Source organism: Shewanella sediminis HAW-EB3 (assembly GCF_000018025.1).
GTDB lineage: Bacteria > Pseudomonadota > Gammaproteobacteria > Enterobacterales > Shewanellaceae > Shewanella > Shewanella sediminis.
Window position 1 is genome coordinate 4,767,714 of record NC_009831.1, and the last position, 22,074, is coordinate 4,789,787.

Below are 22,074 nucleotides of genomic sequence, written 5' to 3' on the forward strand. Positions count from 1 at the left end.
AATAGCCAGATATTGCTTTGTCCGAAGTGTACTGCAAAGAAGTCGATACCGAAAGCGGTCACAATTGATAGCGTGGAGCGAAACAGGCAAACAGCTCTCGATAGAAAAACTTCCACCTTACTTAAGGAGAAAGACACATACTCGGACCAATAAGCTGATAATCTAACATCATCTGATATTCCTTATGAGACCAGACCAAACTCATGCAGTTCACTCCCCCTTTCGAACAGGGCGTCTTACTGAGACGCTATAAGCGCTTCCTCACCGACATTAGACTTAGCGATGGAAGTGAGGTCACCATACATTGCCCCAACACAGGTTCCATGAAAAACTGCCTCTTCCCGGGAGAGAAGGTGTGGTTCTCCACATCTGATAACCCTAAACGTAAGTACTCGCGAACCTGGGAGCAGGCAGAGTCAGATGTGGGACATATAATAGGTATCAATACCGGCAGAGCAAATCAGCTGGCAGAGGACGCAATCAAAGCCGGCGTAATAACCGAACTGAGCGGTTATCACTCCCTCAAACGTGAAGTTAAATACGGCAGTGAAAATAGCCGCATCGATATTCTTCTCAGTGACGATACAGGTTCGACTGACACCTCTTTCTCCGGCACACCTCCCACCAATACAGAGCCTGCCAACACAAAAGCTAAGCCAAACTGCTATGTCGAAGTGAAGAGCTGTACCTTACTCGAAGAGGGGCAAGGTTATTTCCCCGATGCCGTCACCACCCGAGGTCAGAAGCATTTAAGAGAGCTGATGGAGATGGTGGAATCAGGCCACCGAGGAGTACTGCTTTTTGTGGTACAACACACAGGCATTGACTCAGTTCAAGCGGCGGCCCATATCGACCCTGACTACGCATCCCTGCTGACCAAGGCCCATAGTGCCGGGGTCGAAGTCATCGCCTATAGCGCTGAAATGTCCCCAAAAGGGGCTTCCTTGCTTAAATCCTGCCCTGTCAAACTCTAATTAGCACCTAAAAGTTGAATTAATTAGGAATAGAGGACATAGTCAAGGAATAACGTCAAATGGACATAAAAAGTTTGCTTGGATTATCTGTTTCTGATATAGATATCGGCCTTAAAATATAAGCGCTCTACAAAGCAAACGATTAACAGGAGATGGGTTATGCCAGAAGGCACTAAAAAACTCGGCGTGCTCGCTATCGCAGGTGTAGAACCTTACCAGGAAAAGCCTGGTGAGGAGTATATGAACGCAGATCAGCTGGACCACTTCAGAACGATTCTGGACTCTTGGCGTAATCAATTGCGTGAAGAGGTCGATCGTACTCTTAACCATATGCAAGATGAAGCGGCTAACTTCCCGGATCCTGTAGACCGTGCAGCACAGGAAGAGGAGTTCAGTCTTGAGCTTCGTGCTCGTGACAGAGAGCGCAAGCTGATTAAGAAGATCGAAAAGACACTTCAGAAGATTGAAGAAGATGATTTCGGATTCTGTGAATCTTGTGGCATCGAAATCGGCATCCGCCGCCTCGAAGCTCGTCCAACAGCCGATCAGTGTATCGACTGTAAGACACTTGCAGAGATCAAAGAAAAGCAGATGGCTGGCTAATCCGGCTCTTTTTACTGCATGAGTAAGCGGGGTTTTAGGCCCCGCTTTACTATTCCTCTCTACCTGTTCATTTACCATCTCCCCCCTATTACCTCTATTTATCCGGCTTACACCAAATAGACCAACGGGCAAACATATTATGCTCGTCTCTCGCTCCCCTGATACACTTTTCTAAATCTCATATACCACTCGATAGATCAGTCTTGCCGTTCTGTACCTTGTTAAACGCTGCCTAAACGTATTATGATCGTTATCAGTTCTATCCCATTAGTTACAGGTTTCGTCACTTTGATTCACTCCCCTTACATTGGCCGTTTCGCTCCCTCACCCTCGGGCCCGCTCCACTTCGGCTCGCTGGTAGCCGCGGTAGGCAGTTTTCTGCGAGCTCGATCTATGGGGGGTCAATGGTTAGTTCGCATTGAAGATATCGATCCTCCTCGAGAGGTGCCGGGGTGCAGTGATGATATCTTACGAACGCTGCTCGCCTATGGTCTGGAATGGGATGGCGAGGTCTTGTATCAGAGTCAGCGTCTCGATGCCTATCAGGCAAGGCTAGATAGCCTGATGGCCAACGATCTAGCTTACTATTGTCAATGCACACGCAAACAGATCCACGCCATGGGTGGAAGCTATGATGGTCGCTGCGGCGCACTGGAAACGTCTTTGGATCATGGTGCGATCAGAATTCGCAATACTGTCGGCATAGATAAATTTCAAGACACCTTAATGGGTGAGATACACTTAGATAAAGCCTTTGCCAATGAAGACTTTATTATTAAACGCAGTGATGGGCTCTACGCCTATCAATTGGCCGTCGTCATGGATGATGACTTTCAGCAGATAACCGAAGTCGTTCGTGGCAGTGATCTGTTAGAGACCAGCTGCAGACAGGAGAGCCTGTTTGCTCTGTTTGGTTTAACCCCGCCGACCTGGCTACACCTTCCCTTAGTCTGCACCACACCGGGCATGAAGCTTTCGAAGCAGAACCATGCACCTGCTATCGACATCGATCAGCCACAGACGAGCCTGAATGCAGCGCTTCAATTCTTAGGTCAGCCGCAGGTCGAGCCCAGACAACAGATGCACCTGATGCTTGAGCAGGCCATCTCACAATTTGATATCGACCTCATTCCCAAACAAACAGAGATCATACTCAGTTAACCGATAGCTGCTCAGCGTTTTCAGCCCTCTTTATTATACCAATCATTAAAGATCGCAAAACAAATTCAAATCGACGTGAGTCAATGGTGATCAATCGTATACTCATTGAGCCATATTTGGGGTATCATAGCCGACTTATTTTAAATCGCAGTTCAGTTCCAAGTTCGAGGTGTCCCATTTTTCGCCGTATTAGCAAATTCTGTAAGCAGTTCTTTGATGATAATCAAACAGCTGAAGAAACCACACAAACAGGCCTAAGTTTGGAGGTTGTCCCGAGACAAGATCACTCGATATCTCGCAGACAGATGAGCGAAAATGCCATAAAGGTACTATATCGATTGCATAAGTCCGGATTTAAGGCTTATCTCGTCGGTGGAGGTGTGCGTGACATCCTGTTGGGATTACAGCCTAAAGATTTCGATGTGGTGACCAATGCCACACCGGAAGAGATCAAGAAACTCTTCCGTAACTGTAGACTCGTCGGTAGACGTTTCCGTCTGGCCCATATTGTCTTTGGCCGAGATGTCATCGAAGTCGCGACCTTGCGTGGTCATCATGTTGAACATGTCGAGCAGGTTTCAAAAACCAATGCCGAAGGCCGACTGCTACGAGATAATGTCTATGGCACCATAGATGAAGATGCGGAACGTCGTGACTTCACCGTCAACGCGCTTTATTACGATATCAGTGACTTCTCTATACACAGTTATGGAGGCGGACTGGAAGATCTAAAATCGAGAACAATTCGATTAATTGGCGACCCTAACACCCGCTATCGTGAAGACCCGGTACGTATGCTCCGAGCCGTCCGCTTCGCGACTAAGCTCGACATGACTATCGATAAAGGTGCGGCCGATCCTATCTATGAATTGGCTCCACTGCTGAAAGATATTCCTGCTGCGCGCATGTATGAAGAGATACTCAAACTCTTCTTCAACGGCCAGGCTGCAAATAACTTTACCATGATGCGTGAGTTTGGCCTGTTTGCGCCACTCTTCCCTCTGGTAGATTCACAACTTGTGGATGAGCCAGACGGCTTTGCGGCGAAAATGCTTCAGGCTGTTATGGAAAGTACCGATTCGAGAGTTCGCGCAGAGAAGACGGTAACGCCCGCATTCTTCTATGCCGCCATTCTCTGGTACCCATTGAGCCAACGTGCCGATGATATCGCACTGGAAAGCGGACTAAGCCTTTATGATGCATATAATGCCGCTATGGGTGATGTCATGGAGCAGCAATGCCGAACTATCAGCATCCCGCGTCGTTTCAGTACTCCGGCAAAAGATATCTGGCAGTTACAGCTAAGGTTCGATCGTAACCAAGGCACACGCGCATTTAAATTTATCGAACATCCCAAGTTCCGCGCGGCCTATGACCTACTCCTGTTGAGAGCCGATGCCGAAGGTGGTTCGGTGGCAAAATCTGCCGCATGGTGGAAGAGCTTCGTCGAAGGTGGCGAAGAGCAGCGTAATGTCATCGCACGCTCGGCAAACAAGGGCAGCCGTAACCGTAATTCGAACCAACGCAGACGTCGTAAGCCTGCATCAAAAAAAACGACTAAGCCGGCAGAGTAATGTCGTTAGTTTTTGTTGCACTAGGGGCAAACCTGACCGACCCGGTGACTCAGCTCGATAACGCCTGCAAAGCGATTACCGAGCTGGCGTTGCCCAGCTCAAATGTGTCACAAAAACGCTCACTCCAAGTGTCCCCTTACTACCGCTCAGCTCCTATGGGAGGTGTGGTACAGCCCGATTATGTCAACGCCGTCGTTGGCTTTAATACGACACTCGAACCTATCGAGTTGTTAGATGCGCTGCAGAAGATTGAGAACGAACAGGGCCGGGTGAGGCTCGAGCGTTGGGGCCCAAGAACCTTAGACCTCGATATTCTTCTGTATGACAATCAAACCATAGACTCTCCAAGACTCACGATTCCCCACTATGGAATGAAACAGCGAAGCTTCGTATTAGTGCCGTTAGCAGATATCGCTCCCCAGCTTTTGCTTCCCTGTGGCACAAAACTCGAACGACTGATAAATGCCGAATTGACCGCAGAATTAGAACAAATAGTCAGATAAGATTGAACTCGGCTCTGTGTTGGCATATAAAAGCACACTATCTAAGTGCAAATACCTAAATATTTAGCGCTAATATAATTAATCGATTTAAGATCATCACTATGTCTAAAATAACTAGCTCTACCCTGCTCAAATTTAAGCAGGAAGGTAAAAAGTTCACTGCACTCACAGCCTATGACGCAAGCTTTGCCAGCGCCTTCGATAGCGAAGGGATTGATGTACTGCTCGTTGGCGACTCGATGGGGATGGTGCTTCAAGGACATGATGATACGCTACCGGTAACGGTCGAAGATATTGCCTACCATACACGCTGTGTACGTCGCGGTATCAAACGCTCACTGCTTATCGCCGATATGCCATTTATGAGCTACGCCACAAGCGAACAGGCAATGACAAATGCCACCGCCTTGATGCAAGCCGGTGCCAACATGGTCAAGCTTGAGGGCGGTCACTGGTTACTCGACACCATCAGTAAACTTACCGAACGCGGCATCCCGGTCTGTGCACACTTAGGACTGACACCACAATCGGTTCACGTCTTCGGTGGTTTTAAGGTTCAGGGACGTGACTCTGATAATGCCCAACGTATTCTCGATGAGGCCAAGGCCATTGAAGCCGCCGGTGCTCAACTGCTCGTTGTCGAATGTATCCCAGCCCCTCTGGCTAAGACAATCAGCGAAGCATTGACGATACCGGTAATAGGTATCGGAGCCGGCGCCGACACCGATGGTCAGATATTGGTGATGCACGACGTGCTTGGGATCTCCAGCGGCTACATTCCTCGCTTCTCTAAGAATTACCTGAAGCAGACCGGTGAGATCCGCGAGGCTATCCGGGCTTATATCGATGAAGTCGCACAAGGTATCTTCCCTGGCAGCGACCACACTTTTAACTAAGACCACGTATACTCGGCCGCTTGTGAACTCCATGGTTCACTCGCGGTTTGGCTTGAGCGTATATGCGCTCTGATGAGTCTCAAACGTGTTCAGCAAAACAAAATAGTGCAGAGTTACTATGATCACCACTCAAGAAATCAGTCAGATCCGTCAGCAAGTTCGTGCATGGCATGCAAAAGGCGAAACCGTCGCATTTGTTCCCACTATGGGCAATCTGCATCTGGGCCACATTACACTCATTAAAGAAGCGGTTAAACGTGCCGATCACGTCGTCGCTTCAATCTTCGTCAATCCGATGCAGTTTGGCCAGAACGAAGATCTCGATGCCTATCCGAGAACATTGGCAGCCGATCAGCAAGCCTTAAGCGATGCAGGGGCCGAGCTACTCTTCACCCCGACACCGGAGATTATCTATCCTAAAGGGATGGAGCAGCAGAGCTTTGTCGAGGTGCCCAATATCAGCGAGCAGCTATGTGGTGCCAGTCGTCCGGGACATTTTCGTGGCGTCGCCACTGTGGTCTGTAAGCTGTTTAACATCGTCCAGCCCGATATTGCCCTCTTCGGTCGTAAAGATTTCCAGCAACTGCTGGTGATCGAAACCATGGTGGCAGATCTCTCTATGCCTATTGAGATAATTGGCGTCGACACCATACGTGAAGCCTCGGGCTTAGCCATGAGCTCACGTAATGGCTACCTCAGCCAGGACCAAAAAGACAGGGCGGCGACGCTTAAGCGAACCATGGACACCATGTCTGCAGCAATACAGCAAGGTGAATCGATTCAGGATGTGATTCAGGCAGGACATAGTCAATTGAGCGAGGCAGGATTCAGACCTGATTACCTCGAGGTACGCAGTACATCTGACCTGTCACCGGCATCCAGCGAAGATTCTTCACTAGTCATACTCGCAGCGGCCTACATGGGCGATACTCGCCTAATAGATAACCTCTGCTTCACTCGCTAAATAATTCCAGCACTATCGAGGGCACGTTTTGTGCCCTGCTTATCCCTGCAATTTTTTGATAGCGATTTCTCTCACTGTTTTCTTATTAATCAGGCTCAGCGTAGACACGGCTCATCCTCAAAAAACTGGTTTTATCAAGCAAGTTACGCCATAGTAGTACCAACAAAAATTAATAATATAAAGATGTAACAGCTGGCTGAATGGATGTTCGAATAATGCTCAGGTATTTTTCGATATACAGCCGGAAAATATGACACTCACCCTATGAGTGAGTCGAAAGCTGAACAGAGGATGTGTAGCCCGATGGCAAGAGTGATACTCATTATTTTTATCGGTCTGACTTTTTCAGGCCTGCTATTACCCGGCACTGCAGTGGCTGGTAGCATTTTTAAATGTATTAAGGATGACAAGGTCGTCTTTAGCCAAACCACCTGTCCCAAAGAGTTCAGTCAACACCAGATCGAATATGATCTGGGGATCACCACAGAGATCGATTCAGATAAACCCCAAAGTTTTATCGATCCTCTATCTGCACTACTCGATATGAAAGCTATCTCGAAAGAGAAGCTGATGCAGCTGATCAACGGAGAGATGTACCGTTTAAAACAGGAAAACAGCTATTTCGATATATTGAGAGCCAGCGAGATTCAGAAGATAGAGCGAAAGCGTTACTGGCAGAAACATGAAAAAGATGACCCCGAGTACCTTAAAGAGTTACAGGAGATGCACCTCTATTTCAATGATCTTATCTCGAATAACCAGAAGAGCATAGATCTCCTGCAAGAGCGCAAGGCGCTGATAGAAGCCGAAGTGGAGCCGGAATAAACAGTGGCACTTCAGTTACGGGCTGCGAGCTACGAGCAGTCCGTCACGGCATGCTTTTAGCGGCTCGCGACTCGAAGCTTTCTCAGCTTTGTCTTGAGCTAATGGCTTTCCCCTATTCCAGAAGTAGAAGCGTTCAACATTTCGATGAAAAAACTCACTTATCTCACTATTTTTATTACAGGCTTATTACTGGGAACCCTCCTCTCCTACTTCACGCTGCAAAAGATCATCGCAAGTCGAGGCGGCATGGGGATGAATGGCTTTGTCGATACTGCACACACGATACTTAACCGGCCAGAGGTGATGGATATGCTCATCTGTAGCAAACTAGCCATGAGCAAAGGTTATAAAATAGATAACCCAGGTCTCAACCTCATGCTCAATGAGCAGCTAAAGCCTATTGATAATGGTGAAATGCGTGCCTTCTTCGTGCTGATCTACGTGAAAGGCTACGCCTTCGGAATCGCGGATTCGATCGCAGATAAAGCCACCGCTTTCGACCAATATAGGTGCGATAGTCAATACCCTTGGCTACTCAAAGAAGGTTAGAAAAACAAGTAATAAGAATATGATATGAACTGTGACGAGAACAGGCACATCAAGTGGCCGGCAATACTCATTCAAGAAGATCAAGCCGAGCTTGTCTATCTTTCATCAGAGCAAGACTGGCTGCTCGAGCAGCAGAGTCACATAGTGCAAAGTAGCCGTCTGCTGGACGCATCGGGCATCACCTATAGGCTAATCCCGGCGCAGCGTACTCAATTGAAGCCAGACAAGCAGCTAAGCTGGCACGTATCGGATGAACCTCTGCGTTTACCTCGGGTATTGGCTTTGGTCAGACAGCATGCCGGCGTATCGGGTCACTGCTGCACCGCCAAGCTGAATGCTGTATCTATGGAGCAGATTTTCGAGATAATGAAGTATTTAGAAGAAAGCTAAAGGAGTTGAATTCCTTGGTATTAAATCACAAGTACCAAAACCCAGGATTGAAAGCCTGGGATCCGAAACCTTCTCACCTTCAACTCTGCTAGCTACGTAAACCTATGCCACGGCTGATCAGATAATACGCCAGACTCCACAAGCCGATACAGAAGCCCACCATAACGGCAATCGAAAACGGCACACTGATATCGGCGTAGCCTAAGAAACCGTAACGGAACACATTAATCATGTAGACCACAGGGTTCAGTGCCGACACACCTTGCCAGAAATCAGGCAACAGGGACAGGGAGTAGAACACGCCACCTAGATAGGTGAGCGGCGTTAACACAAAGGTTGGCACAATACTGATATCATCATAACTCTTTGCAAATATAGCATTGATTAAGCCACCCAGCGCAAACAGAATAGAGGTAAGCAGCACAGTTATCGCTACTAAGCCCGCGTGATGCAAAGAGATATCGACGAAGAACATTGCCACTCCGGTCACGATGCTACCCACGCACAGCCCCCGCGCAACACCTCCACCCACATAACCGGCAATAATCACATAATGAGGCACCGGGGCCACAATCAACTCTTCGAGGTTACGCTGAAACTTGGCGCTGAAAAATGATGAAGCCACATTAGAGTAAGAGGCCGTGATCACTGCCATCATAATCAAGCCCGGCGCGATAAACTCCATATAGGTGACGCCACCCATCTCACCGATCCGCTTACCTACCAGGTTCCCGAAGATCAGGAAGTAGAGCGTCATGCTGATAGCCGGAGGTACCAGAGTCTGTATCCAGATCCGGGTGAAACGATTGATCTCTTTGGTTAAAATACTCTTAAATGCCGTGGCGTAGAGTGCTCTCATATTCATAATGCCACGTCCTTATTCTGAGTTTGCTGATGTTTACCTTTCTCTACCAACTCCACAAACAGCTCCTCTAAACGGTTGGCCTTGTTACGCATCGACAGCACCTCGAGCCCTTGCTCGCTGAGTTGAGTAAATACCGCATTAAGACTCTGATCTTTCTCGACATCGACCTCTAAAGTATGAGCATCGCTTAAACGGCAGGAGAACCCCTTAAGCATTGGAGTCTCTGTGAGATCCGTGCTCAGATCGAGCACAAAGGTTTCAAGATTCAAACGGCTCAGTAACGACTTCATACTGGTACACTCAACCAGGATACCTTTATCGATAATACCGATATTACGGCAAAGCATCTCAGCCTCTTCCAGATAGTGAGTCGTCAGAATAATTGTCACCCCCTCTGCATTAAGCTCCGTCAGGAAGGTCCACATCGAACGTCTGAGCTCAATGTCGACACCCGCCGTCGGTTCATCGAGAATAAGCAGCTTTGGCTCATGCATCAGAGCTCTGGCAATCATTAAACGACGCTTCATGCCACCGGACAGTGTCCGTGAGGGACTGTTACGCTTTTCCCAAAGATCCAATTGGGTCAAATACTTCTCGGCGCGCTTGAGGGCGACAGCCTTGGTCACACCGTAATAACCCGCCTGATTGACCACTATCTGCAGAACAGTTTCAAACTGGTTGAAGTTAAACTCCTGTGGGACCAAACCGATACACAGCTTAGCCAACTCCAGCTCACTGTCGATATCGTGTTCAAACACAGACACCTTACCTTCACTCTTCTGCACCAGTGAGCTAATCACACCTATGGTCGTCGACTTGCCCGCACCATTAGGGCCGAGTAGTGCAAAAAAATCGCCCTTCTTGACCTTGAGGCTAATTCCTTTTACCGCCTCGACTCCGCCTTTATAGGTTTTCTTCAGCGAGTCGATAACTAATGCGTTCTCTGTATTTGACATTTTTCTTCCAATGCAGCGAAAAGTACTGATAAGAATACCAATCGGTATAAGCCGATATCTGTATAACGAAAAACTCCCGCCAGTTGCGGGAGTTAATGATAAAGCGAGCGAGCTTACTCTTGCGGGATAACCTTAGCGATGTAAGGCAGATTTCGATACTGCTCGGCGTAATCGATACCGTAGCCGACGATAAACTCATCGGGAATAGTAAAACCGATGAAATCTACGGGTACTTCGATTTCACGACGTTCAGGCTTATCGAGTAGCGTACATAACGCCAGACTCTTAGGATCGCGGAGTAAAAGCATCTCACGGATCTTATTGAGGGTATTACCCGAGTCGATCAGGTCTTCTACGATAAGCACATCGCGTCCCTGGATATCCGATTGCACGTCTTTAAGAATTTTAACTTCACGTGTACTGGTCATCGCATTGCCATAGCTGGATACCGACATGAAATCGATCTCAACATGGCCTTTAATACGGCGACAAAGATCAGCCATAAACACAACTGAGCCTTTCAACAAACCCACCATTAACAGGCGCTCGCTGTTAGCGTAATGAGCATTGATCTGCTCGGCCAACAGATCCAGTTTCTCGTCTATCTCTTGGGTAGAGATCATCTCTTCGATGGTGTGTTTCATAGTACTCTCAACATAGTCTTAATTGTCGCTGTCACTGGTATTATGCTTATCATAGCCCCAGCGATTCGTTAATTCGTGTTCAACGCCCAGATGGTCAAGTATCCGGGCGACCATGAAGTTTACCAGATCTTGTATCGATTTGGGATCATGATAAAAGCCCGGTGCCGCAGGCATGATGGTCGCCCCCAGACGTGAGAGCGACAACATATGTTCTAAATGTATAGAACTAAAGGGGGTTTCTCTGGGAACCAAGATCAATTGGCCGCGCTCTTTTATTACCACATCGGCGGCGCGTTCGAGCAAACTATTGCTCATTCCGGTTGCCACGGCCGCTAACGTTCCCGTGCTACAGGGACAGATCACCATCTGCTTAGGCGCAGCCGAGCCTGAGGCCGGAGGGGAAAACCACTCCTCCTTGCCCAGAACATGCAGCAATCCGGTGATATCGGAGCCCTGTTCACTAAACAGCTCGAGCAGCTGGTCCCTTGCCTTGTCACTGTTAGCACTCAACTGCAAGCCATGCTCGGTAGCCATCACTATTCTAGCGGCAGAGGAGATCATCAGGAACACCTGATAATCGGCAGCAAGCAGACACTCCAGCAGCTTAAGGCCGTAAGGTGCCCCCGAGGCGCCGGTCCAAGCCAGACTGATAGACTTCGTTTTTCTTGGGTAACTCATTTAAAAATCTCAATTTACAAGAACCTAGATACTAGGTACTAGGTACTTAATTTAGCTAACAGCTTCTGATGCAAGCCACCGAAGCCGCCATTGCTCATCACTATGATGGTGTCACCGGACTTTGCCTTACTGGCCACGGCATCGATTATTTCATCTATTTGGTATAGCACAGTGACTGGCAGTTCGGCTTTTTCCATCGCCGCCTTCACATCCCAGCCGATGTTGTCTGCCTGATAAAGATAGGCTTCATCGGCAAGCTTCATCGAATCGGCTAAGGTATCCTTATGCACACCACTTTTCATGGTATTAGAGCGTGGCTCTAAAATAATGGTGATCTTACCCTCACCGACCTTAGCGCGAGTTCCCTGCAGGGTTGTCGCAATCGCTGTCGGATGGTGGGCAAAGTCATCATAGACTTCAATCCCGTTCACCGTACCGATAAGCTCCATGCGGCGCTTAGGTGGCGAAAACTTGGTGAGCGCTTCGATAGCCACTTCAGGCTGTACGCCCACATGAAGCGCCGCAGCAATTGCCATGGTGGCGTTCTCGACATTATGCTGGCCGATAAGGCTCCAATCCAAGATGCCCTGGGAGTCGCCATTAAAGAACAGCTCAAACTTATGGCCATCATCGGCAATAAGTTGAGTCGACCAACCTTGAGCTGGCGCTTGTTGCTCTATCGCTTTAGGCCCACGACTCTGACTCTTAGTATAGGTCTCCTGCTCGCTCCAGCAGCCCATCTCTATCACCTGCTGCACCGCTTCACTGTCCTTCGGCCAAATAATTTTCCCCTGACCGGGTACGGTGCGTATCACGTGGTTGAACTGACGTTGAATCGCTTTTAAGTCGTCGAAGATATCCGCATGATCGAACTCCAGATTATTGATCACCAGAGTGCGGGGCTGATAGTGGACGAACTTGGAACGCTTATCGAAGAAGGCACTGTCATACTCATCGGCTTCTACCACAAAAAATGGCGAGTTACCCAGACGCGCAGACACGCCAAAGTTTTGCGGTACGCCACCGATCAAGAAGCCCGGCTCATAGCCGCACTCTTCTAAAATCCATGCCAGCATACTCGAGGTCGAGGTTTTACCATGGGTTCCAGATACCGCCAGCACCCAACGGTTTGGGAGAATATGTTCGGCCAGAAACTGTGGCCCTGAGGTGTACTTGAGGCCGCGATTCAATACCGCCTCGACACATGGGTTACCACGGCTCATGGCGTTGCCAACAACCACCAGATCCGGCGCATCATCTTCGTTTTTCCCGAGCTGACTCGGATCGAAGCCCTGAATAAGCTCGATGCCCTGCTCTTCGAGCTGAGTGCTCATCGGCGGATAGACGTTGGCATCGCTGCCAGTAACCTTGTGGCCTTCGGCTCTGGCTAGCAGTGCTAGACCACCCATAAAGGTGCCGCAGATGCCTAAGATGTGTACATGCATGAGGTTGGCTCTGATGAGGAATAATCTGAGGGGTATTCTATCGCTTGGGGAGGCCATTGTCAGTTAACAATGGTTTAAATAACTTCTGTTTTATCTTTTAACTTTTGTGGTTTTTGGAGGTTTGTTGTAGACCATAGCTACTATGGTATTTGCTACCTGCGGTATGCTTACAATTATTTTTCCAAACTTCGTTTGGATTAAAGTCGTGGAATTCCATTCCACACCAGGGCAAGGAGGACTGCTCGTCCTTATCCTCCTTGCATCCTCCATGACGCCCCAACGAAGTTACATGCTATTGATTACGAGCCTCATGCTTACGGATAAATAGCTATCACTTCCGATGGTACATCCACTCTAATAACAAACAGTCCAAAAGTTAGCCAGACATCCATGTCTGGACTCACGCTATTGATTCCAACGCACTTCGGCAACTTCAATGGGGACAGTTGTATACCGCGACCATATTTTTTCATTTATAGCCTCAACAAGCTTAAATAGCCTCACCACTAACAAAAAGTAACGGTCGCACTTGGAAGCACATGCCATACAGGACTTAAGATCTCGAGTCCTCAAAGCTAAAATCGAAGCTTTAAACCATTAAACCTCTAATTAAGAAAACATTCCTCATAAAAAAGCGGATGATTATTTAGTCCATACGAATATTTTTGATGGTGATCTACTGCACAGTTTGTTTTGTGAACTTACAAGATAATCCCCAGTTATTGGCGTAGGCCAATAACTGGGGATTATTTACCAATACTTTTTACTAATAGCTCTTTACCAAAAAGAAGGGAGGCGATTCATTATGCCAAGACCCAGAAAGTGTCGTCGTCTATCGGCCTGTGTGCCCTGTAGCATGTTTAAACCTAATGGGATCCCTTCGGTCGAGCTAACCAAGATCCAGCTGGAAGCCGATGAGTTTGAAGCGCTGAATTTAGGCGACGTAGAGAAGATGAGTCAGCTCGATGCCGCCGCCAGGATGGGGATCTCCAGACAGACATTTGGCAACCTGCTGGCCAGCGCACGCAAGAAAGTCGCCACCGCTATCACCCGCGGACATGCACTAGTGCTGCCTCAAGAGAGACAAGAGAGCTAAGCCGATACCAGACTAATATCAGCCTTTAACAGGACCACCAGTTAAGGGTTCACAAGGAATAACTATGATTATTGCAATGCCAATGAGTCGTGACCGACTCGCGAGCCACTTTACCAAGGCCCAACAGATAGGTTTCTTCAACGAACAGCATCAGCTAATCGCCAGCTTCGACAACCCCGCACTACAGGGCGAAGGGTGCAGCGCCAAGAAAGCGATGTTGGAGCTTATTATCAATAACAAGTCCAACATCATCATAGTGCAGCACATAGGCGAGCGTATGCTCGGTAAGCTGCTCGATGCAGGGATCAGCGTCAGCAAGGGCGATAGTTATCTTTGTGTAGAAGAACTATTAAAAACCACAACTAACTTAAACCTGCGTCTTCTCGATGCCTCACAAGGCAGAGCCTCAATCAATCATGAGAAGAAAGGCGGCTGTTGTGGCGGCCATTCAGGAGATGGTAAGTCGGGTGGATGTGGTTGCGGCTCTCACTCACATAGCGATGACTCTGATGCTCACGGCAGTGCAGAAAAAAAGGCCGGTGGATGCTGTGGTGGCCATGCTGGAAAGTTGGATCATAAAAAGTCCGGTGGGTGTGGCTGTGGCGGTAAAACCAAGAGCCGGGATGAATCAGTTATGAGCCAGATGGGTCGAGGTGGCCAGGCTAACGCTTCACTGGAGAATGCGAGCTACGCAGGTTTTAGAAAAATGTAGTGTTGCCTGATAACAGTTGAAATATCTTGTATTTCAACTGTTCCCCTTTCAGCTCTTAGATAGTATTTACATCCCCAGGCGTATCGATGATGTTGATACCAATCGGCATAAAGATGTGATCGCTCAGCGACAAGTTAAGCTTGTGATCGAAAGAGACACTATAGTGCCTTCTCGGGAAACGCAGCCTTTATCTCTAATATTTCAGGCAGATGTTCAACAAACAGATTAACGAGCTTAGGATCGAAGTGGCTTCCGGATTGATCTTTTAGGTATTGAACCGAATCTTCGATTGTCCATGCATGTTTATAAGGCCTCTCGGTAGTTAACGCGTCGAATACATCAACGAGTCCGACTATTTGTCCTTCAATCGGAATAGAGTGCCCCTTCAGACCCTTAGCGTAACCAGAACCATCCCATTTCTCGTGATGATATACTGCAATAGATTTAGCCATTTGAATCATCATTGAGGGGTGGTCATCAAACAGGTCATTCGCTTTTACAACGTGCTGCTTCATGACTAAATGTTCTGATTCGCTAAGCTTACCCGGTTTAAATAAGATCTCATCGGGGATCATGATTTTCCCCATATCATGCATAGGCGCGGCTTTTTCTATCATATAGGACACCAGCTCTGTTAACCCTAGCTTCCGAGCCAGCACTCCTGAATATTTTCCCACCCTAAGAATATGTTGTCCGGTATTTTCATCATGCATTTCGGCAACCATAGCCAACTTATTAACCAGGCATTCGGTCGCCTGTTCGAGCTCGAAGGTACGCAATTGGACACGTTTCTCAAGCTCATGATTGAGCCTGGACTGCAGCTTAAAAGCGTTCATGATATTAAGCTGATTGATAACCCGAAGTTTGAGCTCATACTCATTAAATGGCTTACAGATAAAATCATTTGCACCCGATTTTAATGCCTTAATTTGAGACTTTTGATCGCTCAAACCACTGACAACGATAACGGGTAATTTCTCGGGACTGTAAAGTGTTCTGATTTTTTCGAGAATTTCATAACCGGTAAAATAGGGCATTTCCAGATCTAAAATAAGCAGGGTTACTTGACTATCCAATTCATTCATCACCTTACGCGGATCGGTGATTTTCGTGACATTCAGCTCCATATCAATAGACTTTAAGATTTCGGCTATGATCAAAACATTAGTAACCGAATCATCGCAGATAACGACATTTATCGTTTCCGGTTCCTGAGTATGTAGATTCATTGAACGTCCCTATCGCGGCATGGTCATGCTCTTCAGCACAGCCAAACATACATGTCCTATGATTAAAAATAGTTCTTTTTTGGGGCATCACAAATTTATATGTGTATTAATTTATGTACCTATAATGAGATAGAAGCTATGTGAGTTGAGAAAAGTTGAGGATATAGAAAGAGTTAAATTGAATATCTTTTATAAACCGAATAAGTTTTGAGAGAAAAGCTAACCCGAGGTGAGCTTGAAAGCTCACCTCGGGCTGTAACGCAATTGTACTCTAAAGAGAGTTGAACTTAGCGGTAAAGTGCCTCAATACCGGCGGCTCGTAATCGAAGGTTAACCCCTTAAGCGACGCCGCCTGATCTTTGATGGCGATGAGCGCATCGGCGATATAGTCCATATGATCATTGGTATAAACCCGGCGCGGAATGGTGAGTCGCATCAACTCCATAGGTGACACCTTCTGCTCACCGGTTTCAGGCTCGCGTCCAAGTAGCAATGAACCAATCTCTACCGCCCTAATGCCCGCCTCGAGATAGAGGGCATTACACAGAGATTGTGCGGGAAACTGATGGGCTGGAATATGGGGTAACATCTTCGCGGCGTCGACAAACACCGCATGCCCTCCCGTGGGATATTGAATTGGGATCCCCGCCTCGCGAAGACGCTCCCCCAGGTAGGCTACCTGACAGACACGGTAATGAAGAAAGTCTTCATCGGCGCCTTCATGCATGCCTCTGGCCAACGCCTCCATATCACGGCCGGCCATGCCGCCATAGGTGACAAACCCTTCCATGGGCACGCATCGTGTCTGCACGGCTCTGAATAACTCTTCATGATCACGCACACAGCAGAGCCCGCCTATGTTAACCATGGGATCTTTCTTCGCCGACAGGGTAAGCATATCGCCATACTGGAACATCTCACGGATGATCTCCAACATGGAGCTATCTTCATATCCCGGCTCACGCTGCTTGATGAAATAGGCATTTTCACAATATCGGGCTGAGTCGATGACGACCGGTATGTCATGTTTCTGAGCGATCTCATAGACGGCACGCATGTTCGCCATAGAGACAGGTTGCCCGCCGGAGCTATTACAGGTCACTGTTGTGATGATGGCGGCGATATTGTTGGCACCATAGGTAGCTATGGTGTCGCGCAGCTTATCAAGATCGAAGTCCCCCTTCCAGTCGTAGTAACTCTCGGTATCGAACGCCTTTTCGGTCACGACATTGAGCGCCTTGCCGCCGTTCATCTCGATATGACCCGCCGTGGTATCGAAATGATAGTTAGAGATAAATATCGGCTCGGTGCCACCGCGTACCTGCCTCATCCGCTCTATCAGGCAGGGAAACAATATCTGCTCGGCGCCGCGCCCCTGATGAACGGGCACTGTGAGTTTATAACCAAAGAAATGTTCTACAGATTCACACAGGTTGAAATAGTTACGACTACCCGCATAGGACTCATCCCCCATCATGAGTCCCGCCCACTGCACATCACTCATTGCGCCGGTGCCGGAGTCGGTGAGCAGATCGATATAGACATCTTCACTGCGAAGCAGGAAGGGGTTGAGACCCGCCTGGGTCAGGGCTTGCTCTCTGTCTTCAAGGTTAGTCATTTTAATTGACTCAACCATCTTGATACGAAAAGGTTCCGGAATACGTTTCATTGTTTAATCCCTTGTAGCATTTATTACACCTACCGAGTCGATTAAATACCGCAACAATTTCAGCAACTATCTTCAGCAAAAATGGCATGGCAGAGCTCGGCTAAATAGCGCGTTTTGATTAACTGAATTAGCTAACAGAATTAGCTTAAATGCGGGCTGATATCCAGCCTGCATCGGGCAGGACTAAACGTTGGGGAAATCGTAGGCGAGTTGAATATCGCAGTTGTACCAATGGAACAACACAGGCGTGTTGTTGGCGAGCGGTTCCAGCATCGGCATTATCCTCCTTTGGCAAGTCGTTTATCTAAGACTAACCTTGAGTTGAGGATAAAACAAGCTACTCTTGATGCGGGGTAAAGTAGGTTCCAAGGTAGCGCCTTCCATAGAGCAAAATAAGCCCCAGGACCGGAAGTGCCATGGTGTATTCCCCCCCGATAAACAGGACATCGATCAAAATCAGTATCGACAGGAATATAACCTTTTCATCAAATTCTGACTTGATGTTTTCGCCGGTAAATGCCAATGAAACTATGGTGACACCCAATAGAAAAACGGCAGCGTTGAGTATACCCGCGACTCTCGTTTTTTCTAGCTCAACACTGTTTATCTGGGATTTTTGTGTGACACCAGCGTTATCGGCTCTGCGATTTAAACTCCCATATTCATTACTTCTATAAGCATTATTACGGTTAATTCCGCTTTGACCATCTTTATCACTTCTCTCACGACTATCCCTTCCGTCTGAGTGCAGATGATTAATCTTGGCTCTGTTGTATATAGTCGCGGGTGACACTCTGAGATCGCCAAACTCTGACGCGTTATAGGCCAAGTCGGTCCCATACTGATGGGCTTGGGTTGCGAAAGAGACATCATTAAGTTTGGCACTATAAATACTGACGAAGATGTAGCAAAAGACAATAGCTAAGCCTAAAAGCAGATTTCTTTTTATAGAATACATACCCACCTCACCTTAGTTTTCGTTGTTTCCGGCACTCTAATCTGAAGCTAACTGCCTGCCAGTTCCCCGTTAGGGCTCTATCTCAAACACAAAAAAACAACCTACAAATAACACTTTGATATCTTACGGCGTAAAAGACAATCTATATTGACTATAGGTAACAATTTGATGCACCGGGAGGGGAGTTCCAAAAAAAAGGAAAAATAAAAAGAGAAAATAAACTGAAAAATAAGAAAAAAATAAAACCCTTTCTCAAGTTGCCTACGTTTATAACTTCAGCAATCACTTTTATCTTTCGCTTTTGGAGTTCCAAATAATGAAAAAATCACTATTAGCAGCAATCATATCCGGCGGTCTTATTCTGGCTGCGCCACAGCTTCAAGCCAGTGAGCTCAGCTTCCCACACCTTGAGACAATAGGCGTAAGTGAGCTGGCTGTCGAAGCGGATATGGCCGAGATAAATGTGGCCGTCGTTATCAGAGATAAAACCGCCAAAGGTGCGAAAAACGCCTCAGATAAGGCCGTTGCAAAATTTATCGCCAGGCTGAAAAAAGCAGGCATAGAGCGCTCGCTTATCCAGAGTGCAAACCTGAATCTACAGCCGCAATACCACTATGAGAAAGATAAGCCTGCCCAATTGACCGGTTACATGGCCAGTCGCCGCCTCACCGTCACAGTGCAAGACCTGACCCGTCTCAATGCCATCTTAGACTCGGCATTAGAAGAGGGGATCAATCGGGTCAATAACATCGCACTGAAATCCAGTAAGGAAGATGAATATGTGGCTAAGGCCAGACTCGCAGCCATCAAAGATGCTCAGGAAAAAGCTCGGCTACTCGCCGAAGGTTTTGGTGAGCAGATCGAGGGGGTTTGGGAGATCCGCTACTTCGAGCAACATCCGGTTCAGCCAATGATGCTACGTATGAATGCCAAAGGTGCGAGTTACGACGTGGGTGAGAGTTATCAGCAGGGAGAAGTGATGATTCGAGACCGCATAGAAGTGGTCTATCGATTGAAATAGAAGTCGACTATTTTTAAAAATAGGAACCGATGATAGATTGAAACAGGAGTCGACTATAGCTTGAAATAAAAGTGTTCAGTCGGCTCTCTGCTTCTTACTTTGATGCATCTTAAATTCGACGGCTTCGATCAGTTTTTCTGCATCGACCTCAGAGATCATCCCCTCATGAGATAGCTCCTGTATCATCTTGCGCTCTGTATTTAACAAGATCCGCAACGCGAGATATGACTCGACCCGCTCGACCAGATGCGGTGATTTTTGTCTGAAATCATTCAAGGTATTCTGCGCAAATAAATTCACTTGTCTTATCTGCTTCATGGCTTGCTCAAGATGGGCAGGCTCCAGTGACAAACTAGGCGCCAGTTCCAGGATATACTGGCTCGACTCGAATAACCCTCTGGCACTCTCGAAGATGATGATATGTTGTCGGTAGCTTACGCCGCGAGCATAGGCTCCAATAAGGGGGACTGAACCGCAGCGCAGGGACCAGGTTGGAATTGTCCAGTGTTTCTCTATCGAACTTCTGGGCCATATTTTAGGCGTACCATCGAGCGCCTTTTCTATGGCCTCGACCAGAATATGGGTCGCATCCTGACTCAGTAAGCCCTTGCCAAATTGATTCCAGTAAAACTGTCGCTCCGATTCCAATAGTTTACGTAAAAATTCAACCTCCGTATCTAAACTCTGTTCATCTTCAAAGGGCTCACAGACCGACACGATATTTTTATCTACCAGAGGCCAGTTAACGGCTTTCAGGTGCTCATCGGCATGTAACCGCTCCCTCACCGTGATGATCTCATCGGAGATCTTATGCTGCACTTTGGCAAACGCCTGCTGCTTGGCCTTAGGGAGTTTATCTAAGCCTAACTTTGCCATCACGAAGCGCATGGATGAGCCATTCACTATGATGGTTAATACCACTATGCCTGCGGTCAGAAACAGGACCTGATCCCGCAGTTGAATATCCAAGGACTCGTTGGTGGCAACGATAAGGGCCAGAGCTAACGAGACGGCGCCACGCAATCCGCCCCATATCAATACAATTGACTTCTCCTTCGTCAGGCCTATCCCTATCCTGCCCAGAATCGGCATCAGGCCGACAATCACCATGGTACGGATCACTAAGATCCCGGCAAAGATAACCGCCAAGTATTGCCAATTGGCGAGATCTGCGATACCCAAGCGAGTAGAGACGACTAATCCCACCAGAATAAAAATCAGGGTATTGAAGAGAAAAGAGAGGGTATGCCAGAAATGGTGCAGATGCTCCATCACCTCGGGAGAAAAGCGTGTTCGCCCAGGGCCCGCATAGATCAGGGCAAGGGTAACGACACTCACGACACCAGAAGCATGAAACAGGTGCTCTGACAGATAAAAAACCAGATAGGGCAACACCAATGTCAGCGCGATCTCAATCAGACTGTCATTGAAGATAGAACCGATAAACTTGAGGCTTATCGCTGCGACCACAGCCCCTATGAGCACTCCGATAGAAACGACACGAAAGAACTCATAGATCACCTCCAGGGTATTGAACTCGGGTTTGACCTGTGTCGCCAGAGAGAGAAAAAGGGTAAATAAAACGATAGCCGTACCGTCATTGAGCAGCGACTCCCCCTCGATTAATGTCTGCAATCTGACTCGCGAACACATCTCTTTGAGCAGAGAAACAACGGCGACGGGATCGGTCGCACTCACTATCGCACCAAACATCAAGGCGGTACCGAGAGACCAATGCCAGGGCAGCACAGTCAGGCTTAAGATGGCCGTAAACAGGGTACAGATCACCAAGCCGGGAATGGCCAATACCGCAATTTGAGAGAACATACGTTTAAACAGGTGCACCTCGAGGGAGAAAGCCGACTCAAACACCAGTGCAGGCAGGAAGATAAACATAATCAGATTGGCATCTAACTGGCTGGCGAGAACAAACGCCGAGTTGAGTTCATTGAGGACCGGGATATGCGAGTCAACATTCAGGCTGGTACCAATTAACATGCCGAGCAACAACAGGGCTACCGAGTATGGGATCGCAGTATTTTTCAGTAACCTGCGCAATATTATTCCCAATAATATCGCTATCACAAAAAAGACCAACAGCAGCAAGGTCGTTTGCATATGCATGACGCCACCTATCCAATTTCCTGACAAAAATTGTCAAATCCCTCTCTATTAAAAGTAGTCGTAAAAGCGCAATTACCCAAAGGTAATACCCATCAGTGTAAGATTGCCAACTCGATCACACCGGACATAATCCACTTCCTACCTCTTATCTGAAATTCACCGCAGTGATTGATTATCGTCACAATGTAGAGGTCTGATCTGAACAGATAGGCACAGTTTAAACTGACTAAGATGCCCA

At 47.6% G+C, this 22,074-nt stretch carries 22 protein-coding genes; 13 read left to right on the top strand and 9 right to left on the bottom strand.

Features of this window, described 5'->3' with window-relative positions; all coding sequences use genetic code 11:
* Positions 1–203: 203 nt before the first annotated feature.
* The 10 genes from SSED_RS20355 to SSED_RS20400 all read left to right on the top strand — a co-directional run bounded on the left by SSED_RS20355 (position 204) and on the right by SSED_RS20400 (position 8,439).
* A complete protein-coding gene (locus SSED_RS20355) occupies positions 204–974 on the top strand; it encodes a DNA/RNA nuclease SfsA (RefSeq protein WP_012144232.1) in 771 nt (256 codons plus the stop codon).
* A 159-nt stretch (positions 975–1,133) separates the two neighbouring features.
* On the top strand, positions 1,134–1,577 hold the full coding sequence (gene dksA, locus SSED_RS20360; protein ID WP_012144233.1) for an RNA polymerase-binding protein DksA: 444 nt from the start codon (positions 1,134–1,136) through the stop codon (positions 1,575–1,577).
* Between the two features lie 243 nt (positions 1,578–1,820).
* Positions 1,821–2,738 carry a tRNA glutamyl-Q(34) synthetase GluQRS gene (gluQRS, locus tag SSED_RS20365; protein WP_012144234.1) on the top strand — a complete coding sequence of 306 codons (918 nt, stop codon included), beginning with the start codon at positions 1,821–1,823 and terminating at the stop codon, positions 2,736–2,738.
* 116 nt (positions 2,739–2,854) lie between these two features.
* Positions 2,855–4,312 (top strand): polynucleotide adenylyltransferase PcnB, encoded by a 1,458-nt coding sequence (gene pcnB / locus SSED_RS20370; protein WP_041422361.1) that lies wholly within the window; start codon positions 2,855–2,857, stop codon positions 4,310–4,312.
* Complete coding sequence (gene folK / locus SSED_RS20375; RefSeq protein ID WP_012144236.1) at positions 4,312–4,815, top strand: 2-amino-4-hydroxy-6-hydroxymethyldihydropteridine diphosphokinase; 504 nt, start codon at positions 4,312–4,314, stop codon at positions 4,813–4,815. Before pcnB ends, folK begins: the two co-directional genes overlap by 1 nt.
* Before the next feature lie 101 nt (positions 4,816–4,916).
* On the top strand, positions 4,917–5,711 hold the full coding sequence (gene panB / locus SSED_RS20380) for a 3-methyl-2-oxobutanoate hydroxymethyltransferase (RefSeq protein WP_012144237.1): 795 nt from the start codon (positions 4,917–4,919) through the stop codon (positions 5,709–5,711).
* A 118-nt stretch (positions 5,712–5,829) separates the two neighbouring features.
* Positions 5,830–6,675, top strand: a complete 846-nt coding sequence (gene panC, locus SSED_RS20385; protein ID WP_012144238.1) for a pantoate--beta-alanine ligase — start codon at positions 5,830–5,832, stop codon at positions 6,673–6,675.
* 303 nt (positions 6,676–6,978) lie between these two features.
* Positions 6,979–7,500 carry a hypothetical protein gene (locus SSED_RS20390; protein WP_012144239.1) on the top strand — a complete coding sequence of 174 codons (522 nt, stop codon included), beginning with the start codon at positions 6,979–6,981 and terminating at the stop codon, positions 7,498–7,500.
* A gap of 144 nt (positions 7,501–7,644) precedes the next feature.
* Entirely contained in the window at positions 7,645–8,049 is a 405-nt protein-coding gene (locus tag SSED_RS20395) for a hypothetical protein (RefSeq protein WP_012144240.1), read from the top strand.
* Positions 8,050–8,073: 24 nt separating this feature from the next.
* Entirely contained in the window at positions 8,074–8,439 is a 366-nt protein-coding gene (locus SSED_RS20400) for a DUF4144 family protein (RefSeq protein ID WP_012144241.1), read from the top strand.
* 88 nt (positions 8,440–8,527) lie between these two features.
* On the opposite strand, the gene SSED_RS20405 is transcribed toward SSED_RS20400, so the two are convergent.
* From SSED_RS20405 to mpl, 5 genes are all read right to left on the bottom strand, one after another.
* The gene (locus SSED_RS20405) at positions 8,528–9,298 is read right to left on the bottom strand and encodes an ABC transporter permease (protein WP_041422362.1); all 771 of its coding nucleotides are present in this window, start codon (positions 9,296–9,298) and stop codon (positions 8,528–8,530) included.
* A 2-nt stretch (positions 9,299–9,300) separates the two neighbouring features.
* Positions 9,301–10,260, bottom strand: coding sequence for an ABC transporter ATP-binding protein (locus tag SSED_RS20410; protein WP_012144243.1), 960 nt, complete (start codon positions 10,258–10,260; stop codon positions 9,301–9,303).
* Positions 10,261–10,373: 113 nt separating this feature from the next.
* Entirely contained in the window at positions 10,374–10,904 is a 531-nt protein-coding gene (gene hpt / locus SSED_RS20415) for a hypoxanthine phosphoribosyltransferase (RefSeq protein ID WP_012144244.1), read from the bottom strand.
* 18 nt (positions 10,905–10,922) lie between these two features.
* Positions 10,923–11,582, bottom strand: coding sequence for a flavin prenyltransferase UbiX (locus SSED_RS20420; protein WP_012144245.1), 660 nt, complete (start codon positions 11,580–11,582; stop codon positions 10,923–10,925).
* A 38-nt stretch (positions 11,583–11,620) separates the two neighbouring features.
* A complete protein-coding gene (mpl, locus tag SSED_RS20425) occupies positions 11,621–13,027 on the bottom strand; it encodes a UDP-N-acetylmuramate:L-alanyl-gamma-D-glutamyl-meso-diaminopimelate ligase (RefSeq protein ID WP_041421837.1) in 1,407 nt (468 codons plus the stop codon).
* A gap of 805 nt (positions 13,028–13,832) precedes the next feature.
* Between mpl and SSED_RS20430 the strand changes: the two genes are divergently transcribed.
* A complete protein-coding gene (locus SSED_RS20430; protein ID WP_012144247.1) occupies positions 13,833–14,123 on the top strand; it encodes a DUF134 domain-containing protein in 291 nt (96 codons plus the stop codon).
* 64 nt (positions 14,124–14,187) lie between these two features.
* Positions 14,188–14,835, top strand: coding sequence for a NifB/NifX family molybdenum-iron cluster-binding protein (locus tag SSED_RS25195; RefSeq protein WP_012144248.1), 648 nt, complete (start codon positions 14,188–14,190; stop codon positions 14,833–14,835).
* Between the two features lie 158 nt (positions 14,836–14,993).
* Here the strand turns inward: SSED_RS25195 and SSED_RS20440 are convergent, their stop codons facing one another.
* The 3 genes from SSED_RS20440 to SSED_RS20450 form a co-directional block, all read right to left on the bottom strand.
* On the bottom strand, positions 14,994–16,064 hold the full coding sequence (locus SSED_RS20440) for an HD-GYP domain-containing protein (protein WP_012144249.1): 1,071 nt from the start codon (positions 16,062–16,064) through the stop codon (positions 14,994–14,996).
* A gap of 271 nt (positions 16,065–16,335) precedes the next feature.
* Entirely contained in the window at positions 16,336–17,733 is a 1,398-nt protein-coding gene (locus SSED_RS20445) for a tryptophanase (protein ID WP_012144250.1), read from the bottom strand.
* 337 nt (positions 17,734–18,070) lie between these two features.
* Positions 18,071–18,691 carry a hypothetical protein gene (locus SSED_RS20450; protein ID WP_012144251.1) on the bottom strand — a complete coding sequence of 207 codons (621 nt, stop codon included), beginning with the start codon at positions 18,689–18,691 and terminating at the stop codon, positions 18,071–18,073.
* A gap of 316 nt (positions 18,692–19,007) precedes the next feature.
* On the opposite strand from SSED_RS20450, the gene SSED_RS20455 reads away from it, so the two are divergent.
* Positions 19,008–19,712: an oxidative stress defense protein gene (locus SSED_RS20455; RefSeq protein ID WP_012144252.1), complete on the top strand. Its 705-nt coding sequence runs from the start codon at positions 19,008–19,010 to the stop codon at positions 19,710–19,712.
* Between the two features lie 75 nt (positions 19,713–19,787).
* Here SSED_RS20455 and SSED_RS20460 read toward each other — a convergent pair whose 3' ends face one another.
* A complete protein-coding gene (locus SSED_RS20460) occupies positions 19,788–21,836 on the bottom strand; it encodes a cation:proton antiporter (protein WP_012144253.1) in 2,049 nt (682 codons plus the stop codon).
* Between the last annotated feature and the right edge of the window lie 238 nt (positions 21,837–22,074).